23 protein-coding genes are annotated in these 23,886 nt (G+C 67.0%); 10 read left to right on the forward strand and 13 right to left on the reverse strand.

Going from position 1 to position 23,886, the window contains the following annotated elements; genetic code table 11:
* The 4 genes from E1261_RS24615 to E1261_RS24630 all read right to left on the reverse strand — a co-directional run.
* Positions 1 to 466: class I SAM-dependent methyltransferase (locus E1261_RS24615; RefSeq protein WP_165952642.1), on the reverse strand; the 466-nt coding region annotated here is incomplete at its 3' end.
* Entirely contained in the window at positions 463 to 687 is a 225-nt protein-coding gene (locus E1261_RS24620; RefSeq protein WP_132410362.1) for a hypothetical protein, read from the reverse strand. The genes E1261_RS24620 and E1261_RS24615, both read right to left, overlap by 4 nt.
* Positions 688 to 778: 91 nt before the next feature.
* Complete coding sequence (locus tag E1261_RS24625; protein ID WP_132410364.1) at positions 779 to 1,393, reverse strand: NADPH-dependent FMN reductase; 615 nt, start codon at positions 1,391 to 1,393, stop codon at positions 779 to 781.
* 58 nt (positions 1,394 to 1,451) lie between these two features.
* On the reverse strand, positions 1,452 to 2,129 hold the full coding sequence (locus E1261_RS24630) for a DedA family protein (RefSeq protein WP_132410366.1): 678 nt from the start codon (positions 2,127 to 2,129) through the stop codon (positions 1,452 to 1,454).
* Between the two features lie 247 nt (positions 2,130 to 2,376).
* Here E1261_RS24630 and E1261_RS24635 point away from each other — a divergent pair, with 247 nt between their 5' ends.
* The gene (locus tag E1261_RS24635) at positions 2,377 to 3,006 is read left to right on the forward strand and encodes a histidine phosphatase family protein (protein WP_132410368.1); all 630 of its coding nucleotides are present in this window, start codon (positions 2,377 to 2,379) and stop codon (positions 3,004 to 3,006) included.
* Here the strand turns inward: E1261_RS24635 and E1261_RS24640 are convergent.
* Positions 3,003 to 3,917 (reverse strand): NmrA/HSCARG family protein, encoded by a 915-nt coding sequence (locus tag E1261_RS24640; RefSeq protein ID WP_132410370.1) that lies wholly within the window; start codon positions 3,915 to 3,917, stop codon positions 3,003 to 3,005. The two genes, E1261_RS24635 and E1261_RS24640, sit on opposite strands and share 4 nt — an antisense overlap.
* A 90-nt stretch (positions 3,918 to 4,007) precedes the next feature.
* Between E1261_RS24640 and E1261_RS24645 the strand changes: the two genes are divergently transcribed.
* Positions 4,008 to 4,571, forward strand: coding sequence for a TetR/AcrR family transcriptional regulator (locus E1261_RS24645; protein WP_132410372.1), 564 nt, complete (start codon positions 4,008 to 4,010; stop codon positions 4,569 to 4,571).
* Here the strand turns inward: E1261_RS24645 and E1261_RS24650 are convergent.
* From E1261_RS24650 to E1261_RS24660, 3 genes are all read right to left on the reverse strand, one after another.
* On the reverse strand, positions 4,568 to 4,921 hold the full coding sequence (locus tag E1261_RS24650) for a VOC family protein (protein WP_132410374.1): 354 nt from the start codon (positions 4,919 to 4,921) through the stop codon (positions 4,568 to 4,570). The two genes, E1261_RS24645 and E1261_RS24650, sit on opposite strands and share 4 nt — an antisense overlap.
* Positions 4,922 to 4,924: 3 nt before the next feature.
* A complete protein-coding gene (locus E1261_RS24655) occupies positions 4,925 to 5,758 on the reverse strand; it encodes a MerR family transcriptional regulator (protein WP_132410376.1) in 834 nt (277 codons plus the stop codon).
* 133 nt (positions 5,759 to 5,891) lie between these two features.
* Positions 5,892 to 7,790 carry a ricin-type beta-trefoil lectin domain protein gene (locus E1261_RS24660; protein WP_132410378.1) on the reverse strand — a complete coding sequence of 633 codons (1,899 nt, stop codon included), beginning with the start codon at positions 7,788 to 7,790 and terminating at the stop codon, positions 5,892 to 5,894.
* A gap of 251 nt (positions 7,791 to 8,041) precedes the next feature.
* Between E1261_RS24660 and E1261_RS24665 the strand changes: the two genes are divergently transcribed.
* Positions 8,042 to 9,286 (forward strand): glycoside hydrolase family 16 protein, encoded by a 1,245-nt coding sequence (locus E1261_RS24665; RefSeq protein WP_132410380.1) that lies wholly within the window; start codon positions 8,042 to 8,044, stop codon positions 9,284 to 9,286.
* Here the strand turns inward: E1261_RS24665 and E1261_RS24670 are convergent.
* Positions 9,283 to 10,488 carry an ROK family transcriptional regulator gene (locus tag E1261_RS24670; RefSeq protein WP_132410382.1) on the reverse strand — a complete coding sequence of 402 codons (1,206 nt, stop codon included), beginning with the start codon at positions 10,486 to 10,488 and terminating at the stop codon, positions 9,283 to 9,285. The genes E1261_RS24665 and E1261_RS24670 overlap by 4 nt on opposite strands.
* Positions 10,489 to 10,737: 249 nt before the next feature.
* Here E1261_RS24670 and E1261_RS24675 point away from each other — a divergent pair, with 249 nt between their 5' ends.
* From E1261_RS24675 to E1261_RS24705, 7 genes are all read left to right on the forward strand, one after another.
* Positions 10,738 to 11,787, forward strand: coding sequence for a LacI family DNA-binding transcriptional regulator (locus E1261_RS24675; protein WP_132410384.1), 1,050 nt, complete (start codon positions 10,738 to 10,740; stop codon positions 11,785 to 11,787).
* A gap of 171 nt (positions 11,788 to 11,958) precedes the next feature.
* Positions 11,959 to 13,641 (forward strand): ABC transporter substrate-binding protein, encoded by a 1,683-nt coding sequence (locus E1261_RS24680; RefSeq protein WP_132410386.1) that lies wholly within the window; start codon positions 11,959 to 11,961, stop codon positions 13,639 to 13,641.
* Between the two features lie 73 nt (positions 13,642 to 13,714).
* A complete protein-coding gene (locus E1261_RS24685) occupies positions 13,715 to 14,785 on the forward strand; it encodes an ABC transporter ATP-binding protein (RefSeq protein ID WP_132410388.1) in 1,071 nt (356 codons plus the stop codon).
* The gene (locus E1261_RS24690; protein WP_132410390.1) at positions 14,782 to 15,762 is read left to right on the forward strand and encodes an ABC transporter permease; all 981 of its coding nucleotides are present in this window, start codon (positions 14,782 to 14,784) and stop codon (positions 15,760 to 15,762) included. Before E1261_RS24685 ends, E1261_RS24690 begins: the two co-directional genes overlap by 4 nt.
* 1 nt (position 15,763) lies before the next feature.
* On the forward strand, positions 15,764 to 16,792 hold the full coding sequence (locus tag E1261_RS24695) for an ABC transporter permease (RefSeq protein WP_132410392.1): 1,029 nt from the start codon (positions 15,764 to 15,766) through the stop codon (positions 16,790 to 16,792).
* On the forward strand, positions 16,789 to 17,799 hold the full coding sequence (locus tag E1261_RS24700) for an ABC transporter ATP-binding protein (protein ID WP_132410394.1): 1,011 nt from the start codon (positions 16,789 to 16,791) through the stop codon (positions 17,797 to 17,799). The genes E1261_RS24695 and E1261_RS24700 overlap by 4 nt, the downstream gene beginning before the upstream one ends.
* Positions 17,800 to 17,830: 31 nt before the next feature.
* Positions 17,831 to 19,231, forward strand: a complete 1,401-nt coding sequence (locus E1261_RS24705; RefSeq protein ID WP_132410396.1) for a GH1 family beta-glucosidase — start codon at positions 17,831 to 17,833, stop codon at positions 19,229 to 19,231.
* Here E1261_RS24705 and E1261_RS24710 read toward each other — a convergent pair.
* The 4 genes from E1261_RS24710 to E1261_RS24725 form a co-directional block, all read right to left on the reverse strand.
* Positions 19,216 to 20,535: an alpha/beta fold hydrolase gene (locus tag E1261_RS24710; RefSeq protein WP_238176405.1), complete on the reverse strand. Its 1,320-nt coding sequence runs from the start codon at positions 20,533 to 20,535 to the stop codon at positions 19,216 to 19,218. The two genes, E1261_RS24705 and E1261_RS24710, sit on opposite strands and share 16 nt — an antisense overlap.
* Before the next feature lie 76 nt (positions 20,536 to 20,611).
* A complete protein-coding gene (locus tag E1261_RS24715) occupies positions 20,612 to 21,388 on the reverse strand; it encodes a hypothetical protein (protein ID WP_132410398.1) in 777 nt (258 codons plus the stop codon).
* The gene (locus tag E1261_RS24720) at positions 21,385 to 21,897 is read right to left on the reverse strand and encodes a SigE family RNA polymerase sigma factor (protein ID WP_132410400.1); all 513 of its coding nucleotides are present in this window, start codon (positions 21,895 to 21,897) and stop codon (positions 21,385 to 21,387) included. The genes E1261_RS24715 and E1261_RS24720 overlap by 4 nt, the downstream gene beginning before the upstream one ends.
* Positions 21,898 to 21,956: 59 nt before the next feature.
* Entirely contained in the window at positions 21,957 to 23,729 is a 1,773-nt protein-coding gene (locus tag E1261_RS24725) for a bifunctional metallophosphatase/5'-nucleotidase (protein WP_132410402.1), read from the reverse strand.
* Positions 23,730 to 23,886 lie beyond the last annotated feature (157 nt).

Consider the following 23,886-nt stretch of genomic DNA (forward strand, 5'->3'; position numbering starts at 1 on the left):
AAGAGACAGGGTCTACTGGGTGTTCGTCGAGGCGGGTGAGGTGGAGGCCGGCGGTGATGAGGGCGTTGACGAGGCGGCTGATGGTCCAGGGCCAGGTGGTTTGGGTGTGGGTGGGGAGGTTTTGGCCGGTGTAGCTGGAGGCGACTTGGGATTGGCGGGGTTGGGTGCGGAAGTACGACGTGGTGATGCGGAGGTCGTCGTCGACCAGGGCCTGGACGGGGTGGAACTCGGCGATGAACAGCACGCCGCCCGGTCGCAGCAACCGCGATACCACGCGCGCCCATTCGTCCAGGTCGGGTAACCACACCAGTACGCCGTACGTCGCGATCACGATGTCGTACTGCTCATCCAGTAGGTCGGCCGCGTCGTACACGTCTGCCTGCACGAACCGCGCGTCCAGCCCCACCTCATCCGCCAACCGTCGAGCCGCGGCAACAGCCGAGCCGGAGAAGTCCAGCCCCGTCACCTCAGCCCGAGCCGGGCCCAGGACAACGTGTCGAGGCCGAAGTGGCACATCAGGTGCAGGAGCCGCCTACCTCGCACATCACCAAGCGCCTCCACCTCGAACGGCCGGAGCGAACTCCCGCCGGCACGAAACCCGTCCACGTCGTACAGGCTGGTGCCACTCGTGTGCGCCTCGGCCCGCAGATCCCAGCCGGCCAGGTTCCCCTCCACACGCTCATCCATGAACGCCACGCTAGATCGTGCCGCCGCCGGCCGCGGCGGAATTTGCCCCATGGTGCGGTTCGGCCTCGGGGCAACGCTTTGCCCCTTGGCGCTAACGCAGAGGCGTCGGCTCGGCCACAGGCTGGAGGGCGATCGTCGTGGCCTGGATGATGCCGGCGTTGGCGCGCAGCCAGCTGGCGAGGACGACCTGCAGATCCTCCAGATCACGCTCCTCCAGAATCACACCAGGCACCGGGACACTCGCGCCGAGCTCGGCCAGCACCGGGCGCAGGTGTTGATCGGCGAGAAGCTTGTGACTGGGTGCGGCTGACACAGTGACCGGTACGACGACCGCCCCGGCCAGCGCGCGAGCAGGGAGCACGTCCAGGAAGCTCTTCAGCAGCCCGGTGTAACTCCCCTTGTAGACCGGGGTCGCGATCACGATCACCGATGCCGAGGCGGCCAGCTCGATCGCGCTGTCGAGCGCAGTCCGGTCCGCCTCACTGGCCGCGTCCCCCTGAAAGATCGCCGGGGCGATCGTGACCAGGTCGACCAACTCGTCGATCCGGTACGGCGTTCCGAGCTCGGAGGCGAGGAGTTCCGCGACCGAGGCCGCGGCGGCCGCCGTACGGGAGCCGGCTTTGGGGTTGCCGACCACGGTGACGACGGACTGCGGCCAGACCGGCGGATCCTCGACGACCTGCGGTTCGAACGCGATTGAGGGCATCTGACCCAGCTCCTGACCATTGGCAGTGATGGATCGAGCGTAGTCAAAGTCCAGCCCGCTACTCGACATTCTCAGATGCTGAGCTACGGGCCCGCAGCTTGACAATCACAAACCACGCCACCGCGGCGATCGCTGCACCCAGAACGACCCATTGGAAAACCCCCACCGACGACTCCACCACGTGCCAGCGCTCGCCCAACTGGTACCCAGCCACGATCAGCGCGGTGTTCCACACGGCGCTCCCGAACGTGGTGAGCAACAGGAACAGCGGCACGGACATCCGCTCGACGCCGGCCGGCACCGAGATCATGCTGCGGACGATCGGCACCAGCCGACCGATCAGGACCGCCTTCGGGCCGTGTCTGTTGAACCACTCCTCGGCTTTGTCGATGTCCTCGACCTTCACCAGTGGGATCTTCCCCGCCAGCGCGCGCGTCCGGTGCCGGCCCAAGACCGCGCCCACGCCGTACAACGCGAGGGCGCCGACCACCGAACCGAGCGTGGTGAACAGAATGGCTGCGACGAGACCGAGATCCCCGCGGCTGGCCGCGAACCCAGCCAGCGGCAGGATCACCTCACTGGGCAGCGGGGGAAACAGATTCTCCAGGGCGACGGCCAGGCCCGCGCCCGGCGCGCCCAGCTTCTCCATCAGGTCGATGGCCCACCCGGCCACGCCTCCGGTCGGCTCCGGTGTCGCCTGCAGCGCGGTCATCATCACCTGATTCGTCATCGCCATGTCGAGGACCCTATGCGCGCGGTACCCCGTCGCGCTTTGGGGACAACCCCCGTCTTTCCCGGGGGTAAACCCACGGTACCCATCGGGGGAAAACCCCACCCCCACTGAGAAAAAGCAGGTCACATCGCACGTGCGCAGCAATCCAGGTCGAGGACAGTCCTTTGTTGCACACGGCCACTTTCCCGGCAGGCAGCTCTAGCCCATGAGACGCTCAGAGCCTGCGCAGCCAGGGTCGAAGGAGCGAGCAATGAGACACGTCTACCTAGTCACCCATCCCGAGGCACAACACCACGTCGACGGTCTCGTCGGTGGCTGGCACGACTCCGAACTCACACCTCGCGGCCACCAGCAGGCCGAACGCATCGCCGACGTACTGGCGACCCGGATCGGCGACCAGCCCGTCGAGATCCACTCCTCCGACCTCCGCCGCACCGCCCAGACAGCCGAGCACCTCGCCCAGAGATTCGCTGTCGACGTCCACACCGACTCACGCCTCCGCGAGCGCACCAACGGCGAAGCCGACGGCCGCCCTCAAGCCTGGCTCGCCGAGCGCCGCATCCCGCTCCCCGAGTACGGCGATCGCCTCGGCCACCACGACGGTCCAGCAGGCGCCGAAACCCGGCTAGCCCTGGTCGAACGCCTCTATCCTGCCCTGGACGACATCCTCGCCCGCCCCGCGGAAACCCAGATCATCGTCTCCCATGGATCAGCTTCCAGCTACCTGATCCTCGCCTGGCTAGGCATGCCCAAGGCCGCCACCGACCGCGCCTTCTTCCCACTGACCTCGGGCAGCATCACCACCCTCCGCCACAACGACTCCCACCACAGCCACCAAGTCGTCACCCTCAACGAAACCCACCACCTCCAAAACCCTTAAGAAAGAAGGTGATCGCGAGCCCAGGTGCGGAAGGACGTGAGTGGGAGGTCCAGCGATCGCGCGTATTCGGGGCGGGCCGGCTGCCCGATGGCGTTGAGCCACTCATGGGTGGCGCCCATCGGGGGCATACCGGCTGCCAGGGCTTGGGATTCGGTCAGATCCGGAGCTTCCAGAGGTACGTCGAGAACCTCAGCCATGGTCTTGGCGATCTCGGCCATGGAGAGGTAGTCACCGGCCAGTTCGAGCTCGACAGCGTGGAACCGGGACGGGTCGGCGATGGCTGCCGCGGCCGCCCGGCCGATGTCGTCCGTGGCGATCAGAGACACCTTGGTACTGGGCTTGATCACGCTGACCAGGCCGCCATCAATCCCCCGCGGGAAGAGAAACTTCAGCTCCGGCAAGAAGTTCTCCATGAAGAAGGCCGGCTTCAGGATCGTCCAGTCCGCGAAACCCGCCGTACGGACGTGGTCCTGGATCGCGGCCTTCGCGTTGAGCGTCGCCTCCATCTCGGACCACCGCCCGTCCGCCCAGCCGGGCGCCTCGACATGCTGACCGGCTCCGCTGACCGAGGTGTGCACGAACTGCGGGACCCCGGCCTCCCGCGCGGCGTCCACCAGATTGATGCCCTGGGCAACTTCCGCGGCGAAGTCGAATCCGGAACCGTTGAACGGCGGCATCTGCACCGAGAACACCGCCCGCACCCCCTTCGCTGCCGCCAGCACCGAGTCGCGGTCGCCGAGATCGCCAACGACCAGCTCAGCCCCCAGCGCCTCAACCTCACGCGCCCGCGCCGGATCACGCACCAAGGCGCGCACCGGAACACCCACCGCCAGCAACGCGCGCGCAGTGGCACCGCCCTGCCTGCCAGTAGCACCAGTTACCAGAACAGGACCTGCGGACTCCACCGTCATCAACGCTCCTCAGAACTAAACGGCGGGGCCCGCCGTTTCCTCTCGGCTACTATATGGCGGGGCCCGCCACTTAACAACTGAGAGGACGGCATGCCGAACCAGCAGCGCGCCGACGCCCGGCGCAACTACGCGCGCATCCTGGCCGTGGCCGAGGCAGAGGTCGCCGCGCACGGCGCCAACGCTTCCCTCGAACAGATCGCCCGTACGGCGGGAGTCGGCTCAGCGACTGTTCGCCGGCACTTCCCCACCCGCCGCGCGCTGCTCGAGGCCGTCTCGCACCAACGCATCGACGCACTCGCCACCCGGGCCCACGACCTCACCACCGCGGACGACAGCCGCACGGCGTTGCTCACCTGGCTGAGCGACGTGGTCACCTACTGCGTCGCGGCCCGCGGCCTGGCCGCGGCCCTCACCTACGACAACACCGCCACCGACTCGATCTACGAGAACAGCTGCTCAGCGGCCCTCGAAACAGCGGCGACCCCACTCCTCGACCGCGCGATCCACGACGGCGCCATCACCCCGAGCGTCACCGTCACTGACCTCATCACCCTGGCAGTAGGCGTAGTCCTGGCCACCGAGCACTACGCCGACCCAGCCACCGAAGCCCACCGCCTCTTCGCCCTCACCGTCACCGGCCTCAGCCCTGGCTAGGCCTTGTGTTCGGCGAGGTCGAAGACGTTGCCTTCGGGGTCGGCGAGGGTGATCCAGTGGACGCCGTACTCGTTGTGTTCGTCGAGGCGCTGGGCGCCGAGGGTGAGGAGGCGGTCGAGCTCGGTGGCCCAGTCGGCGGTGGCGAGGTCGAGGTGCAGGCGATTCTTGACGGTGCGCGGCTCGGGGACCTGGAGGAACATCAGGGTGGGGGCGTCCGCGGCGCGGTTCACGGTGGCGAAGAACTCGTTGCCTTCAGCATCGACCTCGACCGACAGGACACCGGCCCAGAAGGCCGCCAGCTTGGAAGCGTCGGTGCAGTCGAAGGCGACGCTCTCGAGAGTGATGGACATGGTTCAGCCTTTCGCTACAGGGGAATCAAGGGGAAGCTGCTGGATCGGCCAGCAGACCTCGGTGCGGTAGGAGGATTCGTCGGCGGTGTCCCCGGGCGAGACGACGTACAGCTCGCGGATGGGGCCGGGCGCGACAGAGCAGTGCTCGGCGACGTGGGATCCGAGCGCGCCGTACGTTCGGTCGAAGTCGGCCATGGCGCCGGCATGAACAGCGATCGCGAAGAAGCCCCCGGGCAGATCGACCAGCGAGAAGCCGTCCACCGGCTCCTGGGAGGGATCGACCGGAAGGAAGGCGACCACCTCACCCGCGTCTTCGGTGAAGAAGTCGTCGCTGTACGTCGCTCCCGCCGTCGCGCGAATGTCGTGCGCCGAGGCCAGTGCGTCCAGCCGCCCGAAGGCGTCCACACACCACGGCCCGATCTGCGCCCGCTCGACATGAGCGCGCACACCGAACGCGCGGAACGGCGGAACGTACCGATACTCGACACGCAACGGCTCAGGCCCAGCAGTCAGCAGACTGCGCAGCGAGGCGACCACGTCTCGGGTCCCCGCCAGCTCCTTTTCCATCCGATCGAGGTGCGCGCGCAGCGTCTCTTCGCGCGCGGCGCGATCGGTGGACAGAGCAACAGCCCGTACGTCGGCCAGCGGCATCCGGAGATCCCGCAACCGCCGAATGAGCAGGGCGAGCCCCACCTGGCCGGTCTCATAGCGCCGATACCCGGATGACGGGTCCACGGAAGCCGGGGCGAGCAGCCCGATCTCGTGGTAGTGATGGAGCGTCTTCACGCTGAGATTGGTCATGCGAGAGAACTCGCCAACCGTCACTGTCGCCGTCATGCGACAAGCTTGGACCCTCCGGTAGCCGGAGGGTCAAATAGCGCGGCAGTACGGCCGAAATACCAAGGCCCGCCCGGGGGCGGCCGGGCGGGCAACTGGCAGAAAAGGCTGCTAACCAGAAGAGACGGCTAACTCAGGAGATGGTCCACTTCTGGTTGGCGCCGCCACCGCAGGTCCAGATCTGCAGTGGAGTCGCATTGGCCGAGTTGTTCCCGGTCACGTCAAGACACTTCCCGGCCTGTGGATTCACCAGGTCGTTGTTCGAGTAGGTCCATTGCTGATTCGGGCTCCCGGCAACACACGACCACAGCTGGACGCGGGTGCCGTCGGCAGTGCCGCCACCGGCGACATCGAGACACTTGCCCAGCGCCTGCAAAGTCCCATTGCCAGGACGGGTCCACTGCTGCGCGGCCGACCCGTTGCAGTCGTACAGCTGCACCGCCGTACCGTCAGCAGAGTTCGCCCCGGCGACGTCGACACACTTCCCAGCCAGACCAGTGATCTGACCGCCACCGCCGCCGCTCTGCGAGCCGTTCCACACAAAGGTCGCCGACGTCTTCGTCGGCAGCGTGTAGATGAAGGACTGCGAGCCCCAGTTCACCCGCACCGACTGCGACCCAGCGGTGCTGTTGAACGCGATCAGCGCCTTCGACCCGTCCGGGTTCTTCCACGCCACGTTCTTCACCGAGGTGTTGGCGGTCGAGTCGATCCGCAGCGCACCCGGCCGGACGTACTTGGTCAGGTGACCCATCGTGTAGTACTCGATGTTCTTGTCCACCTGCCCCGCACGGCTGCCGCCCCGCTGCACCGTCACCAAGCCGGTACACACGTTGCACCCCGCGCCGACGTACGGGAGGTGGTTCTGGTCGAGCGCCATGCCCCACTTCACCCACGACTTGTCCCAGTTGCGGGTGTAGTCGATCAGGTTGTTCATGTCCTCGACCTGCTGGTTCGCGATCCACGTTCCACCCGAGTGCTCGGTCATGTACGCGTTGACGGCCGGGTACTGGTTGTGGATCTGCGTCTGCAGGCTCACGTCACCGCCGTACCCGTGCCACGCGATCCCACCGAACAGCGGGTCGTTGCGCAGCGCCGCGTCGGCCAGCGGGACCGAGCCGAGGTCGTTGTAGTTGCCCCAGTTGTAGTCCAGCACCATCACCTTGGTGGTGATCCCAGCCGCCCGGAACGCCGGGAACAGGTGGTTCTTGGTGAAGTTCAGCAGGCCGGCGCCGTTCCAGTTCATCGACGCGTAGCCGGTGTCGTCGGTACCGCAACAGGTCGGCTCGTTCTGCACCGTCACGTAGTCGATGCGGTTGCCCTGGGCCGCGTTCTGCTGCACGTACTTGACGAAGTACTGCGCGTACATCGGGTAGTACTCGGCCTTCAGCCACCCGCGGTTGGTGAACTTGTTGTTGTCCTTCATCCAGGCCGGCGCACTCCACGGCGACCCCATCACCTTCAGCGACGGGTTCAGCTGCCGGGCCTGCTTGGTCAGCGGGACCACGTCCGCCAGGTCGTGGTTGATGCTGAAGTTGTTCAGGTCGCAGCAGGTGTCGTCGTACGAGTAGTTGAACCGGGCCAGGTCGGAGGCGCCCATCGGGTTCCGGACGAACGAGAGTCCGATCCCGTTGACCGGATCGAACAGGTCCCGCATCACCTGGTCGCGGGTCGCGGCCGTGATCGTGTTGCTGCTGTTCAGCAGCCACGCGGAGCTGTCGGCGAAGGACGCGCCGCCACCTTCCCAGGACTGGTACGTCGTATTTTCGTTGACCGTGATCGTCTGGTTCGCCGTACCGCCGGCCGGGCCGAAGTTGACCGGGGTCTGCTGCTGCAGACCGCGGGTCACATTCCGGCCGGCCGAGTCGTTCGTGGTGGTCAGGTAGACGTTGACCTGTTCGCCGGCGGCCTGGGCCACCGGGGCGGTCGCCGTACCGAAACCGAGTCCGGTGGCGGCGACGCAGAGCGCGGCCACGGCGACCGGTAAGGCACGGCGTCGGCGGTGGGCAGGACGGAACAACCCGTTCGCGGGCATGGGCGGTCTCCCTTGTACGCAAGGCATGACAGACAGGGGGATGTCGTGGCGTCTGCCCGCGCCGCAACGGTGTGTCAGCACGAGGGAACCATCGGTGGTCACCGGTGTCAACGCCACAGCAGGACTTTTTTCAGGTCTTTTATTTAGTCCCGGTCTTGACGTGAAAGCGTTCTCACAGCAAGCTGCGGGACCAAATCCCGAACGACAATCCTGTCTCGTCCCGACCGCCCCCGTGGAGATTTGAGGCACGCATGAAACTGCAGCGTTCCCGCATCGCGGCCCTGTTCGCGACCGGTGCCGCACTCGTCGGCGCCGCCCTTCTGCAAGCACCAGCCCAAGCCCTGCCGCAGGCCCCTCAGGCGCCGCAGGCCGAGCAAGCCGTACTGGCCACCACTTTCGAGGACAACTTCGACGGTCCGGCCGGACAGGCGCCGGACTCGAACAAGTGGCGTTACGACATCGGTGGCTCCGGCTGGGGCAACGCCGAACGCCAGTACTACACCAACAGCACCCGCAACTCCGCCAAGGACGGCGCCGGCAACCTGGTGATCACCGCCCGCAAGGAGAGCGGCGGCTTCCAGTGCCACTACGGCACCTGCGAGTACACGTCGGCCCGGCTGCTCACCGCGCAGACCTTCAGCCAGACCTACGGCCGCTTCGAGGCCCGGATCAAGATCCCCGGCACCCAAGGCGTCTGGCCGGCGTTCTGGATGATGGGCCAGGGCGGCAACTGGCCGAACAACGGCGAGATCGACATCCTGGAGAACATCGGCCGCGAGCCCACCACCGTGCACGGCACGATCCACGGCCCGGGCTACTCCGGTGCCGAGGGCATCGGCGCGGCGTACCAGTCACCGAACGGCGTACCGTTCCGCAACGACTTCCACACCTACCGCGTCGACTGGTCGCCGAACGTGATCACCTGGTACGTCGACGGCGTGCAGTACCAGCGCCGGACGCCGGCCGACCTCGGCGGCGACCAGTGGGTCTTCGACCGTCCGCACTTCATGATCATGAACGTCGCGGTCGGCGGCTACTGGCCGGGCTACCCGGACGGCACCACCGTGATGCCGCAGCAGATGCTGGTCGACTACGTCCGCGTCTCCACCCTCGACAGCTCAGGCGGCAACGGCCAGATCACCGGCCTCGCCGGCAAGTGCCTGGACGTCGCAGGCGCCAACTCCGCCGACGGTACGACGGTGCAGCTCTACGACTGCAACGGTACGGCGGCTCAGTCGTGGAGCCGTCCTGGCGACGGCACGATCCGTGCCCTCGGCAAGTGTCTCGACGTGGCGAACGCCGGTACGGCGGACGGCACGCGGGTGCAGATAGCGACCTGCAACGGCAACACCGCTCAGCAGTGGTCGTACGCCAACAACGACATCGTGAACCGAGGCAAGTGTCTCGATGTCACCGGCAACAATTCGGCGAACGCCACCCCGACCCAGATTTGGACCTGCGGTGGCGGCGCCAACCAGAAGTGGACCATCACCTAGCCAGCAGGGACTTTGGACGGAGGCAGTACGCCGCCGTCCTGCAGCAACCGCAGGATCGGAAGGGTCGCGGCGCCGAGAGCAACGGCGTCGCGGCCCAGTTCGCACAGCACGATCGAGACCTGGGAGTACGGCTGGCGAAGCGCATGCCGGCCGACCTCCGCGCGCAGCCGAGGCAGGTAGCGCTCCCCCAGCAACAGGCCGGCCCAGCCGCCGAGGACGATCCGCTCGGGGTTGACCAGGTTGACCAGATTCGCGAAGCCGGCCGAAAGATAGCCGATCGTGTCGGCCACGATCGTTGCCGCGACCTCCGATGTTTCCGCCGCCGCGAGCAGCTCCGCGAACGCCGCTTCCTCGTCGGACGTCGACAACTCCCCGCCGGCCTGGTGATACCGGTCGAGCACGTCCTCGGCACCGACGTACGCCTCCAGGCAGCCCTGGGCTCCACAGCGGCACCCGCGGCCGCCGTACATGATCGTGGTGTGTCCCCACTCGCCCGCGCTGCTGCGCGTCCCGCGATAGCTGGATCCGCCGGTGACCAACGCAGCGCCGACACCTGAGCCGACCAGCGCGACCACTGCGTCCGTCGCGCCACGGCCGGCCCCGAACCACATCTCGGCCTGGCCGAGCGTGTTCGCGCCATTGTCCACGAGGATCGGAATATCGGTGCCCTCGGCAAGCATCTGACCGAACGGTACGGCGTCCCACCCCAGCGTCTGGGCGTGGACGACGGCCTCCGCATCGACGATCCCGAAGACCGCGACACCGACCCCGAGAACCGTCGAAGCCTGGACGCCGGAACTACCGAGAACGCTCGCAAGCCCTTCCAGCACGTGCTTCACGACGACTTCGGGCTCGGGCGTCTCGATCGGATGGTCGACCGTGGCGAGCACGTTCATCGCGAGATCGAACAACTCGACCCGGACCCGGGTTTCGCCGACCTCGGCCCCGACGACGTACCGGAATTCGCGAGCGACCCGCAACAGCACGCGCGGCCGGCCGCCCTCGGATTCGACCGAGCCGGCCTCCTCGACAACGCCTTCCGCGATCAGCTCGGTCACCAGGTTGCTGACGCTGGCCGCGCTGAGCGACGTACGGACGCTCAGTTCCTGCCGGCTGAGCGGCCCGTCGCGATAGATGCCGGTCAGAATCACCGATCGGTTGGACCGGCGCATGTCCCGCACCGTCGTCCGCCGATACTCCATCGCCCAGCCCCTGTCTTGCCCCGGCCTCCGGTCGGCCGCTGCCCCGAAGTCCATCACGCCGGGCCGCCGACCCGGAAGGGGCAGCTTTCTCCAAGTCGTGAATTAAGTGGCGATTCGTTACCCCACCGTGATTGACGAGACCTGGGTCACTCGGCTTCACTCTACGGAACCGCTTCCGAAACCGGTTCCGAACACGGAAGCAACACTGCAGCAACATCCGCCACCCCACCGCCCGAGGGGAGATTCCGCGTGTCCATCACCATCGCCGACGTCGCTGCACGAGCCGGCGTCAGCAAGACGACCGTGTCGCGCGTCCTGAACGGCAAGGGTGAGCTCGATCTGCGCACCGCCGAGCGGGTCCGCGCCGTGATCGCCGAGCTCGGCTACGTGCCGAGTGCCCGGGCGGTCGGCCTGGCCCGCGGCCGGACCCGGGTCGTCGGCATGCTGGTCCCGTCGCTGACCTGGCCGTGGATGGGCGAGGTGCTGCAAGGCGCGGTCGACGTGGTCGAGAGCGAGGGCTACGGCCTGCTGCTCTTCACGTTCAACCGCGGTGCGGAATCCATGCACCAGTTCGCGTCCCAGGTCTCGTCCCAGTCGTTCGACGGCCTGCTGGTGATCGAGCCCGAGGGCACGCTCACCTACATCGAGCAGCTGCACGCGCGGGGTCTGCCGGTCGTCCTCATCGACGACCGCGACCACCGCCCCCAGTTCCCGTCCGTCGCCACCACCAACTACGCCGGCGGCCAGTCCGCCGCCCGGCACCTGATCGAGCTCGGCCGGCACCGGCCGCTGGTGATCACCGGTGTCGAACGGTTCGGCTGCACCCACGAACGCCTGGACGGCTTCCGCGACACCTACGCCGAAGCCGGGATCGAGCTCGACCCGAGACTCGTGTTCGAAGGCGACTTCACCCACGAGAGCGGACGCCGCGGCGTCCAGCACGCGCTCGACCAGCGCCTGGACTTCGACGCGGTGTTCGCGCACAACGACCTGTCCGCCGGCGGCGCCATCCAGGCCGTCCGGGAGACCGGGCGGAACGTGCCGAACGACGTGTCGGTCGTCGGTTTCGACGACATCCCGTACGCCCAGCACACCGAACCGCCGTTGACCACGGTGCATCAGCCGATGCGCCAGATGGGTCAGGCCGCGGCCCGGATGCTGATGGGCTATTTCGGCGGGACCCCGTTGCCCGAGGAACCCCAAGTGCTGCCGACGACACTGATCGTCCGCAGCTCAACCGCTCCCAAGTCCACCCCGAGGACCAGTCCGCCCGCCCCCGCCGGACGGTCCGCTCACTGAGGCTCCAGCGGCGGGGCAGCTGCCCCTGCTCCGCCGCCGGTGAAGTCCTCGATACCGATCTGTTAAGGCGTCCGCTCTTCCGATGAGAGCGCTTTCACGCCACTATGCACTGGCCCACCCGGCTCAGGGGTGGACCATCCGCCACGAAACAGAGATCTACAGGAGGAACCGATGCGAGCACGACGGAGCGTCGCGCTGGCCCTGACGGGCTTGCTCGCGGCAGTCACCATGGCTGCCTGCAGTAGCGGGGACGGTAAGACCAACGGGAGCGGTTCCGGCACCGCCGCCACCGTACTGAACGTGGGTATGCCGAACGGTCCGCAGACCGAGAACCACAACCCGTTCCTCGGCTCCTCCTCGGGTGCCTCGCTCGGGTACCGATGGATGATCTTCGAGCCACTGGTGATGATCAACGGGATCAAGCCGACCGAGCCCGGTAAGCCCTGGCTGGCCACCGAGTGGAAGTGGGACGCCAACTTCACCAAGCTGTCGTTCACGATCCGCGACGGCGTGAAGTGGGCCGACGGTACGCCGATGACCGCCGAGGACGTGGCGTACACCTTCCAGCTCCGGCAGAAGAACGAAGGCCTGAACTCGGACGCGATCCCGTACAAGACGATCACCCAGACCGGGAACAAGGTCGACCTGGTCTTCGAGCGGTCGCAGTTCGTCAACCAGAACAAGATCCTGACCGTCTTCGTGATCCAGAAGGCCCAGTGGTCGGCGATCAAGGACCCGAGCCAGGACACCCTGAAGACCCCGGTCGGCACCGGCCCGTACAAGATCAAGTCGTTCACCCCGCAGACCACGACGCTGGAGCTGCGCGACTCGTACTGGCAGGAGCTGCCGAAGGTCAAGGAGCTGCGGTACACGTCGTACAACGACAACAACGCGCAGACCACCGCCCTGGCCAACGGCGCCTCGGAGTGGAGCTTCGTCTTCGTCCCGAACGTGAAGGCCGTCTACCAGGACAAGGACCCGAAGAACCACAAGCTGTACTTCCCGGCGAACCTGGGCATCCACGGCCTCTGGATCAACACCACCAAGAAGCCGTTCGACGACCCGGCGCTGCGCCGCGCGATGGACAAGGTCATCAACCGCGACGACATCTTCATGCAGGGCGAGGCCGGGTACTTCTACCCGAAGGTCGAGTCCGTCACCGGCATCCCGACCCCGGCCGGTGAGTCGTTCATCGCCCCGGAGTACAAGGACAAGAAGCACGCCGTCGACGTCGAGGGCGCGAAGGCCGACCTGGCCGCCGCCGGGTACAAGCTCGAGGGCACCGTCCTGAAGGACAAGACCGGCCAGCCGGTCAAGATCACGCTGACCAACCCGGCCGGCTGGTCGGACTACGTCACCGACCTGGAGATCATCAAGGACAACCTGTCCACGATCGGCATCGCGGCGACCGTCGACAAGGCCAACCAGGACGCGTGGTTCAAGGCCTTCGACGAGGGCACCTTCGAGGCCGGGATGCACTGGACCAACGGCGGCTCCACGCCGTACGACATCTACCAGAACATCATGGACGGCAAGATCCTCAAGCCGGTCGGCAAGGGCGGGATCAGCGGCAACTACGGGCGGTTCAACAGCCCGGAGGCGACCAAGCTGCTGGACACCTACGCCAATGCCACCGACGACGCGACCCGGCAGACCGCGCTGAACGGCCTGCAGAAGATCATGGTCGAGCAGATGCCGGTGATCCCGACCTCGGCGTCGAACGTCGGCGGTCTCTACAGCACCAAGAACTGGACCGGGTGGCCGGACGAGCAGAACTCGTACGCGCCGGGTCAGCCGACCCAGCAGAACGCTCTGCAGATCGTCCTGAACCTGAAGCCCGCCGGCTCTCAGTGAGTCCGGACCGCGGCGCCGGGAGCCCTCGAAGCTCCCGGCGCCGCGGTGCCACGATGCGAGGAGTCCTGTAATCATGACGGTGACCGGCCCAGCGGTGGCCCCAGTGGTGGTCCCTGAAGTAGTTCTCGAGGCCGAAGGCCTCACCAAGCACTTCCCGGTACGGCGTGGTCTCCGGGACCTGTTCACCCGCGATCGCAAGGTCGTGCACGCGGTCGACGACCTGAACCTGACGCTCCGCCGTGGCCGGGTAACCGCGCTGGTCGGCGAGTCCGGTTCCGGCAAGTCCACGGTGGCCCGGCTGCTCGCGCAACTGCACCGCCGTACCGACGGTGACATCCGCCTGCGTGGCGAGTCCGTCGAGGTCCATGGCGGTCGCGCGTTCCGGGCCTACTGCCGCCGGGTGCAGATGATCTTCCAGGACCCGTTCGCGTCGCTGAACCCGACGCACACGATCCGGTACCACCTGACCCGCGCACTGAAGATCCACGGCCGGGCGGGCAAGAACTCCGCCGAGCTCGAGCAGAACCTGCGCGACCTGCTGCTGCGCGTCCAGCTCGTTCCCCCGGAGCGGTACCTGGACAAGTTCCCGCACGAGCTGTCCGGTGGTCAGCGTCAGCGCGTCTCGATCGCCCGCGCCCTCGGCGCCGATCCCGAGGTCCTGCTGGCCGATGAGCCGGTGTCGATGCTCGACGTCTCGATCCGCCTCGGCGTCCTGAACCTGCTGCGTGATCTGAAGGAGCGGCTGAACCTGGCCATCCTCTACATCACCCACGACATCGCCTCGGCCCGCTACTTCGCCGACGAGACCATGGTCATGTACGCCGGCCGCATGGTGGAAGGCGGCGACTCCGAGACCGTCACCCAGAATCCGGCGCACCCGTACACCCGGCTGCTCATCGAGAGCGCACCGGATCCCGACCGGCTGGACCGCGTCGGCGATCTACGCGCTCCGGAGGACCAGGGCAGTGGCGAGCCACCGAGCCTGATCGCACCGCCGACCGGCTGCCGGTTCCACCCGCGCTGCGTGCACGCGATGCCGAAGTGCTCGACCGAGCTGCCGCCCCGCTTCGAGCTGCCGGTCGTCGACAACGGTCAAAGCCACTGGGCTGCCTGCTGGCTTTACGAGGAAGGAGCAGCCAAGTGAAGTTCCTTCTGCAACGCATCGCCTTCTACCTGTTCACCGCGTGGGCCGCGCTGACGATCAACTTCTTCATCCCGCGCCTGATCCCCGGTGACCCGGTCACCTCGCTGATCAACAAGTACCAGGGCCAGATCAGCACCGAGGCGATCCAGTCGCTGTACGTCCTGTTCGGCCTCGACAAGAACGCCAGTATGTGGAGCCAGTACGTCGACTACTGGGGCCAGGTGTTCCGCGGCGACCTCGGGTTGTCGTTCACCTTCTTCCCGACCCCGGTCATCGACATCCTGCAGCAGAGCCTGCCGTGGACGATCGCCCTGGTCGGCCTGACCACGCTGGCCAGCTTCGCGATCGGCACCGGTCTCGGCGTACTGGCCGGCTGGCGCCGTGGCTCCTGGCTCGACGGTCTGTTGCCGGTAACAACCTTCCTCTCGTCGATCCCGTACTTCTGGCTCGGTCTGCTGGCGATCACGCTGCTGGCCGGCCCGGACAGCATCTTCCCGTCGTCCGGCGGTTACGAGCCCGGTCTGGTCCCGGGATGGACGCCCGAGTTCATGGGCAGTGCGATCCAGCACAGCCTGCTGCCGGCGATCACCATCCTGATCTCGTCGGTCAGTGGCTGGATCCTCAGCATGCGGAACATGATGGTGACGGTCGCCTCCGAGGACTACATCACCGTCGCGCATGCCAAAGGCCTGCCGGAGAAGCGCGTGATGATGAGCTACGCCGCGCGCAACGCGCTGCTGCCGAACGTCTCCGGTTTCGCACTGTCACTGGGTTTCATCGTCGGTGGCACGCTGCTGGTCGAGATCGTCTTCTCCTACCCCGGTATCGGCTACAACCTGTTCCAGGCCGTCGGTTCCAAGGACTACCCGCTGATGCAGGGCGTCTTCCTGGTCATCACGCTGTCGGTCCTGGTCGCGAACCTGATCGCCGACGTCGCCTACCTGATGCTCGATCCCCGCACCCGGAAGGAGGGCTGAGATGTCCGCACCGACCAGCACTGTCACCGCGGTCAGCCCGGAAGGCCCCGCTGTCGAGGCGCAGCCGGCCAAGCGCCGCCGGTTGCGGTTCGTTGCCAACGGCAAGGCCGCGACCGGCCTGATCACGCTCGGATTCTTCTGCCTGATCGCGATCATCGGCCCCTGGATCGCGCCGTACGACCCGTCGGCGCGCAGCAGCGACCTGATCCAGCCGCCGTCGTCCGAGCACTGGTTCGGTACGACGCACCTCGGCCAGGACATCTTCAGTCAGATGCTCGTCGGCACCCGGGGCGTGATGTTCGTCGGCCTGCTGGCTGGTCTCGTCGCGACCGCGCTGTCGATCCTGATCGGGGTCAGCTCGGGCTTCCTCGGCGGCGCGGCCGACGAGGGTCTGTCCGCACTGTCGAACGTCTTCCTGGTCATCCCGGCCCTGCCCCTCATCATCATCGTGGCCTCGACGATCCCGGGCGCGGGTGACCTGATGGTTGCCCTGGTCATCGGTTTCACCTCATGGGCCTGGGGTGCTCGAGTACTGCGCGCCCAGACGCTGTCCCTGCGTCGGCGTGACTATGTCGAGGCCGCACGGGCAACGGGCGAGAGCACCTGGCGGATCATCACCGCCGAGATCATGCCGAACCTGACCGCGATCATCGCCTCCAGCTTCGTCGGGACGGTGATCTTCGCGATCATGTCCGAGATCACCCTGGCCTTCATCGGCATCTCGACCATCTCCGAGTGGAACTGGGGCACCATCCTGTTCTGGGCGCAGAGCCAGCAGGCGCTCGCCCAGGGTGCCTGGTGGTGGTTCGTCCCGGCCGGTCTCGCGATCGCCATCCTCGGGACGGCGCTGTCACTGATCAACTTCGGGATCGACGAGTTCGTCAGCCCGCGGCTGCGCAGCAGCGGTCACACCCGGCTCAAGACCAAGGACGGTCACTCGGTCCGGATGCGCGTCGGCTTCACCCCGGTTCTCGGCACCAAGGCGGTTCCGCCGACTCCCGTCGTACGGAAGAAGGTTGACGCAGCATGAGTGTCAAAGAACCTGTTCTGGAGATCAAGGACTTCAGCGTCGACTACGGTCTGGGCGACCAGGGCGTGCAGGCGGTCCGCGATGTCACGCTGACGCTGCATCGTGGTGAGGTGCTCGGGCTCGCCGGTGAGAGCGGGAGTGGCAAGTCCACGCTCGCGTACGGCGTCACCCGGCTGCTGCCGCCGCCCGGGGTGATCAGCGGCGGTTCGGTCATCTACCACCCGCCGGGCGGTGACCCGTACGACGTGATGGCGCTGACCGACCACGAGTTGCGGGCGTTCCGCTGGGCCGAGACGTCGATCGTGTTCCAGGGGGCAATGAACTCGCTCAACCCGGTGCACAAGGTGTCCACTCAGATGCTCGACGTGATCAAGGCCCACGAGCCGGATCTGAGTCCGCAGGCGCGGACCGCCCGCGCGCAGGAGATGCTCAAGCTGGTCGGCATCTCCGCGGACCGGATGGACGCCTACCCGCACCAACTGTCCGGCGGTATGCGGCAGCGCGTGATGATCGGGATGGCGCTCGTACTGCAGCCGCAGGTCGTGATCATGGACGAGCCGACGACCGCGCTCGACGTGGTCATGCAGCGGCAGATCCTGGCCCAGCTGGTCGAGTTGCGCGAGCGGCTCGGCTTCTCGGTGCTGTTCATCACCCACGACCTGTCGCTGCTGGTCGAGTTCTCCGACCGGATCGCGATCATGTACGGCGGGCGGATCGTCGAGGAAGCCAAGTCCGCCGACCTGTACAAGGACTCGCTGCACCCGTACAGCGAAGGACTGCTGAAGTCCTTCCCGGCGTTGCGTGGCCCGCGCCGGGAGCTGTCCGGGATCCCCGGCTCACCGCCCGACCTGCGCGGGATGCCGTCGGGATGCTCGTTCCACCCGCGCTGCCCGCACGCGTTCGACCGTTGCTCCGACGAGGTCCCACTGCTCGGGATCCCCTCGGCCCGCAACGACCCCAGCCGGTCCGTGGCCTGCTGGCTCCCCGGCCGGGTTCCGGTCGGTTAATCCCTCCCAACTTCGTGAAAGGCCACACTTTATGAGTACAACGTCCGTGTCGGGGGCGGCCGCAGATCTGATCGCGGGTCTGCCGGCCGACTTCCGCTGGGGTGTCGCGACCTCGTCGTACCAGATCGAGGGTGCGATCGCCGAGGACGGCCGGACGCCGTCGATCTGGGACACCTTCTGCCAGGTGCCCGGCGCGATCGACAACGGCGACATCGGCGACATCGCCTGTGACCACTACCACCGGATGCCCGAAGACGTTGCCCTGATCAAGAGTCTCGGCTTCGACACCTACCGGTTCTCGGTGGCGTGGCCGCGGGTCCAGCCGCGTGGCAAGGGTCCCGTCAACCCGGCCGGTCTGGGCTTCTACGACAAGCTGGTCGACGAGTTGCTTGCCCAGGGCATCGACCCGTGGGTGACGCTCTACCACTGGGACCTGCCGCAGGAGCTCGAGGACGCGGGCGGCTGGCCGAACCGGGACACGGCGTACCGGTTCGCGGAGTACTCGATGATGGTGTTCGACGCGCTGAAGGATCGCGTCAACACCTGGACGACGCTGAACGAGCCGTGGTGCTCGGCGATGCTCGGCTACGCGTACGGTCTGCACGCACCGGGCCGCAAGGAGTACCCGGCCGCGATCGCCGCCGTCCACCACCTGCTGCTCGGGCACGGGCTTGCCACGACCGCCATGCGCGAGGCCTCACCGCGCAAGTTGGACATCGGCATCACGCTCAACGTGGCGACGGCGTACCCCGCCAGTGACGCCGAGCCGGACACCGAGGCTGCCCGCCGCGCCGACGGCATGGGCCGCCGGATCTACCTCGACCCGCTGGTGCACGGCCGCTACCCGGCCGACATCGTCGCGGACCTGGCGCTGGAAGGTGTCGAGATCCCCGTCCAGGACGGCGACCTCGAGCTGATCTCGGCGCCGATCGACGTACTCGGGGTGAACTACTACTTCAGCCAGAAGTTCAGCGGGTACGCCGAGGACGGCAGCACGGTCGACGAGAACGGCCTGCCGATCAGCCGCACCATCCCGTTGGGCCGGCCGAAGACCCACATGGACTGGGAGATCGTCCCCGAGGGCTTCACCGACCTACTGCTCAGCATCGCCCGGGACTACCCGACCCTGCCGATGGTGATCACCGAGAACGGCTCGGCCTTCGAAGACATTCCCGACGAGAAGGGGTTTGTCGCCGACGACGGCCGGACCGAGTACTTCACCACCCACCTGGCCGCCGTCGCCGAGGCGATCAACCAGGGCGCCGACATCCGCGGCTACCTGGCCTGGTCGCTGCTGGACAACTTCGAGTGGGCCTACGGCTACGTCAAGCGGTTCGGCATCGTCCGGGTCGACTACGACACCCAGGCCCGGATCCCCAAGCAGAGCGCCCTCTATTTGAAGGAACTCGCCGAAGCTCACCGCAACAGGTAGTCGTTGACCGTCGTGCTCACGTACTCGTAGACACCATGAGCACGACGGTCGATCGTTTTCAGCGTCGAGTTCGGCAGCTTCGCGTGGAGTTCTTGAGCCCACCGCAGCGGAATGTTGTCCCGCTCCGCCTGCACGATCAGCATCGGCACCTCGTTGCCGATGGCAAGCTCCGGCTCACTCGTGTGGTATTTCCAGAACGCACACGGCAAGAAGGTCATGTGGAACAACGGCTCGGTCTCGCGAGTCCGTTGCACATCCCGCCAGTACGGCGTACTCCCCCGCGGCCACCCGTTGTCGTTGCAGGTGAACGCGACCGATGCTGCGGCGAACCGGCTGAGCATCGGATCCGTGCTGAAGTACTGCTGCTTCCACGCGTCCAGCTCAGCCGTCGACTTCCCGTCGAGTAGCGCGCGGACGTTCCGCGCCATCAGGTGCCGGTCCGTCTCATCTCCGAGCGCTGACTGCAGCGCCCAGGGAAGCACCGCACTGTCCAGACTCGTGATGGTCTTCACGGTTGCACGGACCTGCATTCCAGTCCGCCCGAAGTGGTACTGATCGTCCCGCCACGCCACCCACGCGGCCCACTCGTCGAACGCCGCCTCGGCCCGCTCACCGGTCGCGAGATGGTGGTACTCCGATCCCTCGACATCCGTCACGCTGTCGACCACCATCCGATCGACCCGCTGCGGGAACAACTGGCTGTAGACGACACCCAGATCCCCGCCCCAGGACACCCCGTAGTACGAGATCTTCTGCTCCCCCAACGCCGCCCGGATGACATCCATGTCGCGGGCAACGTTCCGGATACTTGCGTACGGCAACCGATTGCCGTTGCACCCGGCCACGAACTTCGCCGCCAACTTGCTTGCCCTGTTGAAGTCCTGCCGGTTCAGCGACGATCGGAAGAGATCGCTCGGCCGGACCAGACCGCAGTCGGCCGGATCGCTCGCGCCCATGAACCGCGGGTCGATCCCGATCACGTCGTACTGCTGCGCGACCTCCCCCAGCAACGGCTTCAGATCGAGCGGGTACGTCGTTCCTGGTCCGCCGGGGCCACCTGGATTCGTGAGCAGGACCCCGCGCCGCTTGGCCGGGTCCGCCTTCAGCCGCGAGACCGCGAGCTGCACCGAGCGCCCATCCGGATTCAGGTGATCGAGTGGCACGCGCACCGTCGTACAGTCCGCTCCCGCGGCTCGCAGTGCCTCGTCATCGCAGGGGCCCCAACGAGGTCCACTGGCGACGGCCGGTGTCAGCCCACCGGCCGTTATTGCGATGGCCACGGCAACCGCTGCTGTTTTCCACATGCTTCGACAGTAGGAACGGACGGGATGTCTGTCGGCCGCCGAGGCGCCCGTTCCGGGGTAGCGGCTGCGCTACCTGCTATTTCCCGGTCAGCGGCGGCAGGTTGAGTGCCGGGTCGGTGGCGAACGCGAACAGCTGCGCGTCGGTGATCACCATCTGCTTGGACGCGATGTTCGTGTTGTTGCGGAACACCGGGTCCACCGCGACGTACAGGAATTCGCCGTCCGGCTGGCGGTAGCTGAACTCGATCATCCGGCCCTGCCTGCCGATCATCGCCGGCCGGCTGGTGGGCAGCGTCACCGGCCGGCAGATCACCGGCCGCGGTTCACTCTCGAAGTACGAACCACAGGTGTTGCCCGCGGGCGTCGCCGAGCGCTCGAGCCCGATCAGGAACATCCCCTGACCCTTGTCCCCCTTCGCGTTCCAGCCGACCTTGCGCAGGGTCCCGCGGTAGCCCGGCTCAGTGTTGATCGTGAACGGGCCGGTGGTGAAGTTCAGGTGCTTCTTCGAGGGATCGAAGTGCTTGTACATCAGGCTCTTCATCAGCCCGTCGAAGTTCTGAGGCTTCGCAACGTTCTGAGGCTTCGCCACGGCCGAGGGGGTGCTGACCGGCGCCTGCTGAGTGGCAGTCGGCGCCTCGAGCTGCGCGGTGTTCCGCAGTGCGCCGCTCACGCCGATCGTGGCGACCGCGACGGCGCCGGCCGCGATCAGCGCCGTACCACCGGCCAGGAACCGGCGCCGGCGGAGACGGCGGCGACCGGCAGCCAGGTCGTCGGCGACTGAGCGCGGCAGCAGGTCGTCCTGCGCGGCGGCGGCGTCGGTCAGTCGGTCCTGAAGCAGCTGCTCGTCGATCATCGCTGTCCTCCTACAGCCCGAAACTGGGCACTCAGCAAGTCGTTCAGTCGGGCGAGGGCACGCGCGCTCTGGCTCTTCACGGTTCCGGTGCCGCAGTTGAGGTCGGTGGCCGTCTCGTCGACGGACAGGCCGACGAAGTACCGCAGGATCACCACTCGGCGCTGACCGAGCGGCAGACTCGCCAGCGCCTCGATCAGCGCCCGGCGGTCCTCGACCGCGAGCCCTTCCTCCATGACCGGATCCAGCCCGTCCAGCCCGGACTCCTCCCGGCGCCACGGCCGGCGGCTCTCGTCGATCCCCGAGTTCACCAGGATCCGCCGTACATAGGCGTCGAGGTTGCCCTCGCGGTGCACCCGGTGCCAGCCGACGTACAGCTTCATCAACGCCGTCTGGACCAGGTCCTCCGCCTTGTGCACGTCACCACAGAGCAGGTAGGCGATCCGGCGCAGCTGAGTACGCCGCTGGGCGACGTACTCGCTGAACTCCTCGTCCCTTGTTGCTCGCGCCATCCGTTGTCCCCTCACTCATTCCGTCACCGATGAGTACGGAGCGGCCGGGGCAATGGTTGTCAGCCCTTTTGCGCGACCCGGTCGAGCGGTGCCGGAGTGAGCGTCTTGTGCGCCCGGAGGTAGGACGCGAAGGTCTCGTGATCAGTGTCGTTGCGGACAGGGTCGGTGTAGTTCGCCTTGAACGCTGTGTAACCGTCCGCGCCGATCACCGTGTAGGCGAGTGCTGCGACCCGGTAGGTCTTCGCCGGATCCAGTGACGCTCCGTCGATCAGGACGTCTTTAGGATCCACTCGGTCTCCGACCGCTCGGCTCGCGTCGAAGCTGTACTTCACGTTCTTCGAGAGGGCCAGCGGCGCGAACTTCACCGTGCCGTTCGGCTGGGTCTGCCACTGCTGCTCGAGTACGGTGTCCAGGTCGGCGCCGGTGAGGCTCACGGTCAGCACGGGATTGCCGTAGCCGTACGCATCCCACGATTCGCCGAGCAGTACCCGGCCGTCCGCGTCACCCGGCTTGTTGCTGTTGGCAACCAGCAGGTCGCCTCGTAATGCGGTGGATCCGATGGCGGGTTTGGCCGCGATCAACCCGAGGTCGGCGGGGCCCTTCTTGCGAGCGGTCCAGAGGTGTACGTCGGCCGCCAGATCGGCCATCGTGCTCTCGCCGACCGCGTTCGGGGTACGGGTGAAGTCGCCGGTGACGGTCGCGACCGGTTCGGCGTACTTGCGATCTCCCGCGGCCGACCAGTAGTCGACGATCTTCTGGAGCTGCGGGTCCGGGGTGACATCGCGCGTCACCGCGTGGTTGGTCGAGGTGGTCCGGTCGCGCAGGACCTCACCCGTCCGGGGGTCGAGCTGCAGGTTGATCTCGTTGAACAGCCGGCCGTGGTTCGCCGCCTCGACGACCGGGCGCGGATTGCCGGCCGGGTCGGGGATGCTGCAGTTGAACGCAGAGTGCCAGTGGCCGGTGACGATCGCGTCGATCTGCGGAGTCACCCTGCGGGCCAGCTCGATCGCCGGACCGGTCGGGTTGACGCAGTTGTTGTACGTCGCCGACGCGTCGGTCCCGCCCTCGTGCATGTTCAGCACGATCGCCTTCACCCCACGCCGGGTCAGCTCGGCCGCGGCCCGGTTCGTGGACTCGACCGGGTCAAGTGCCTTCAGATCCGGCTGGTACGACGTACTGCCGACAGGCGCGTCCGGAACCGTCAGCCCGATGAAGCCGACCGGGTAGCTGCGGCCGTGGTCGCGCACCCACCGGATCGTGTACGGCGCGACGATCGGCCGGCCCTTCTGATCGACGATGTTCGCGGTCTGGAAGTCGAAGTCGGCCCCGTGGAAGCGGCGACCGGTCGAGTCCGTGAAGCAGCTGTCCACGCCGGGTGTCCCGAAGCACTTGCCCTTGGCCATGTGGTCGACCAGGAAGCTCTTCGACACGTCCAGCTCGTGGTTGCCGACGCTGGAGAACTCGACGCCGAGGGCGTTCAGCGTCTCGATCGTCGGCTCGTCCGCGTGCGCGTCCACCTCGAACGGCCAGCCGGCGAAGCTGTCACCGTCAGCGAACATGATCGAGTTCCGGTGCCCGGCGCGGATGGTCTTCAGATGCGTCGCCAGGTACGCCGCACCGCCGACCACCTGGGCCTTCCCGTCCGGACCTGCGATCGTCCCGCCGTCCGCGACCGACGGCGGCCGGAGGTAGCCGTGGAAGTCGGTGATCGAGACCAGCTGAACGGGCACCGGCTGTGGTTCCGAGCCGGCTCCCCCGGCGGCTGCGGTCCCGCCGCCGAGCCCCACCCCGATCACCACCACAGTCGCGAGCAACCTTGGCATTCTGCGCATTCCTGCCTCCAACGCGGCCTAAGCAAGCGGTTTCCGACAAAGAGGAGACTGCCTCATCATGAACGAGATGTCACTAGCAAACGACTGACCAGCGAATCTGGAAGGAATCCACCGATGGCAGCGCTCTCCCCAGTAGCACTCCTGATCTGGTCCAATG

This window comes from Kribbella albertanoniae, assembly GCF_004348455.1.
Lineage (GTDB): Bacteria > Actinomycetota > Actinomycetes > Propionibacteriales > Kribbellaceae > Kribbella > Kribbella albertanoniae.

Bases quoted from the DNA above. Each gene is read 5' to 3' on its own strand.
- E1261_RS24705 (WP_132410396.1), top strand. From the start codon at position 17,831: ATGAGTACAACGTCCGTGTCGGGGGCGGCCGCAGATCTGATCGCGGGT.
- E1261_RS24660 (WP_132410378.1), bottom strand. From the start codon at position 7,790: ATGCCCGCGAACGGGTTGTTCCGTCCTGCCCACCGCCGACGCCGTGCC.
- E1261_RS24640 (WP_132410370.1), bottom strand. From the start codon at position 3,917: ATGACGGTGGAGTCCGCAGGTCCTGTTCTGGTAACTGGTGCTACTGGC.
- E1261_RS24670 (WP_132410382.1), bottom strand. From the start codon at position 10,488: ATGGAGTATCGGCGGACGACGGTGCGGGACATGCGCCGGTCCAACCGA.
- E1261_RS24720 (WP_132410400.1), bottom strand. From the start codon at position 21,897: ATGGCGCGAGCAACAAGGGACGAGGAGTTCAGCGAGTACGTCGCCCAG.
- E1261_RS24680 (WP_132410386.1), top strand. From the start codon at position 11,959: ATGCGAGCACGACGGAGCGTCGCGCTGGCCCTGACGGGCTTGCTCGCG.
- E1261_RS24725 (WP_132410402.1), bottom strand. From the start codon at position 23,729: ATGCGCAGAATGCCAAGGTTGCTCGCGACTGTGGTGGTGATCGGGGTG.
- E1261_RS24625 (WP_132410364.1), bottom strand. From the start codon at position 1,393: ATGCCCTCAATCGCGTTCGAACCGCAGGTCGTCGAGGATCCGCCGGTC.
- E1261_RS24650 (WP_132410374.1), bottom strand. From the start codon at position 4,921: ATGTCCATCACTCTCGAGAGCGTCGCCTTCGACTGCACCGACGCTTCC.
- E1261_RS24665 (WP_132410380.1), top strand. From the start codon at position 8,042: ATGAAACTGCAGCGTTCCCGCATCGCGGCCCTGTTCGCGACCGGTGCC.
- E1261_RS24715 (WP_132410398.1), bottom strand. From the start codon at position 21,388: ATGATCGACGAGCAGCTGCTTCAGGACCGACTGACCGACGCCGCCGCC.
- E1261_RS24700 (WP_132410394.1), top strand. From the start codon at position 16,789: ATGAGTGTCAAAGAACCTGTTCTGGAGATCAAGGACTTCAGCGTCGAC.
- E1261_RS24655 (WP_132410376.1), bottom strand. From the start codon at position 5,758: ATGACGGCGACAGTGACGGTTGGCGAGTTCTCTCGCATGACCAATCTC.
- E1261_RS24710 (WP_238176405.1), bottom strand. From the start codon at position 20,535: ATGTGGAAAACAGCAGCGGTTGCCGTGGCCATCGCAATAACGGCCGGT.
- E1261_RS24620 (WP_132410362.1), bottom strand. From the start codon at position 687: ATGGATGAGCGTGTGGAGGGGAACCTGGCCGGCTGGGATCTGCGGGCC.
- E1261_RS24645 (WP_132410372.1), top strand. From the start codon at position 4,008: ATGCCGAACCAGCAGCGCGCCGACGCCCGGCGCAACTACGCGCGCATC.
- E1261_RS24685 (WP_132410388.1), top strand. From the start codon at position 13,715: ATGACGGTGACCGGCCCAGCGGTGGCCCCAGTGGTGGTCCCTGAAGTA.
- E1261_RS24635 (WP_132410368.1), top strand. From the start codon at position 2,377: ATGAGACACGTCTACCTAGTCACCCATCCCGAGGCACAACACCACGTC.
- E1261_RS24630 (WP_132410366.1), bottom strand. From the start codon at position 2,129: ATGGCGATGACGAATCAGGTGATGATGACCGCGCTGCAGGCGACACCG.
- E1261_RS24695 (WP_132410392.1), top strand. From the start codon at position 15,764: ATGTCCGCACCGACCAGCACTGTCACCGCGGTCAGCCCGGAAGGCCCC.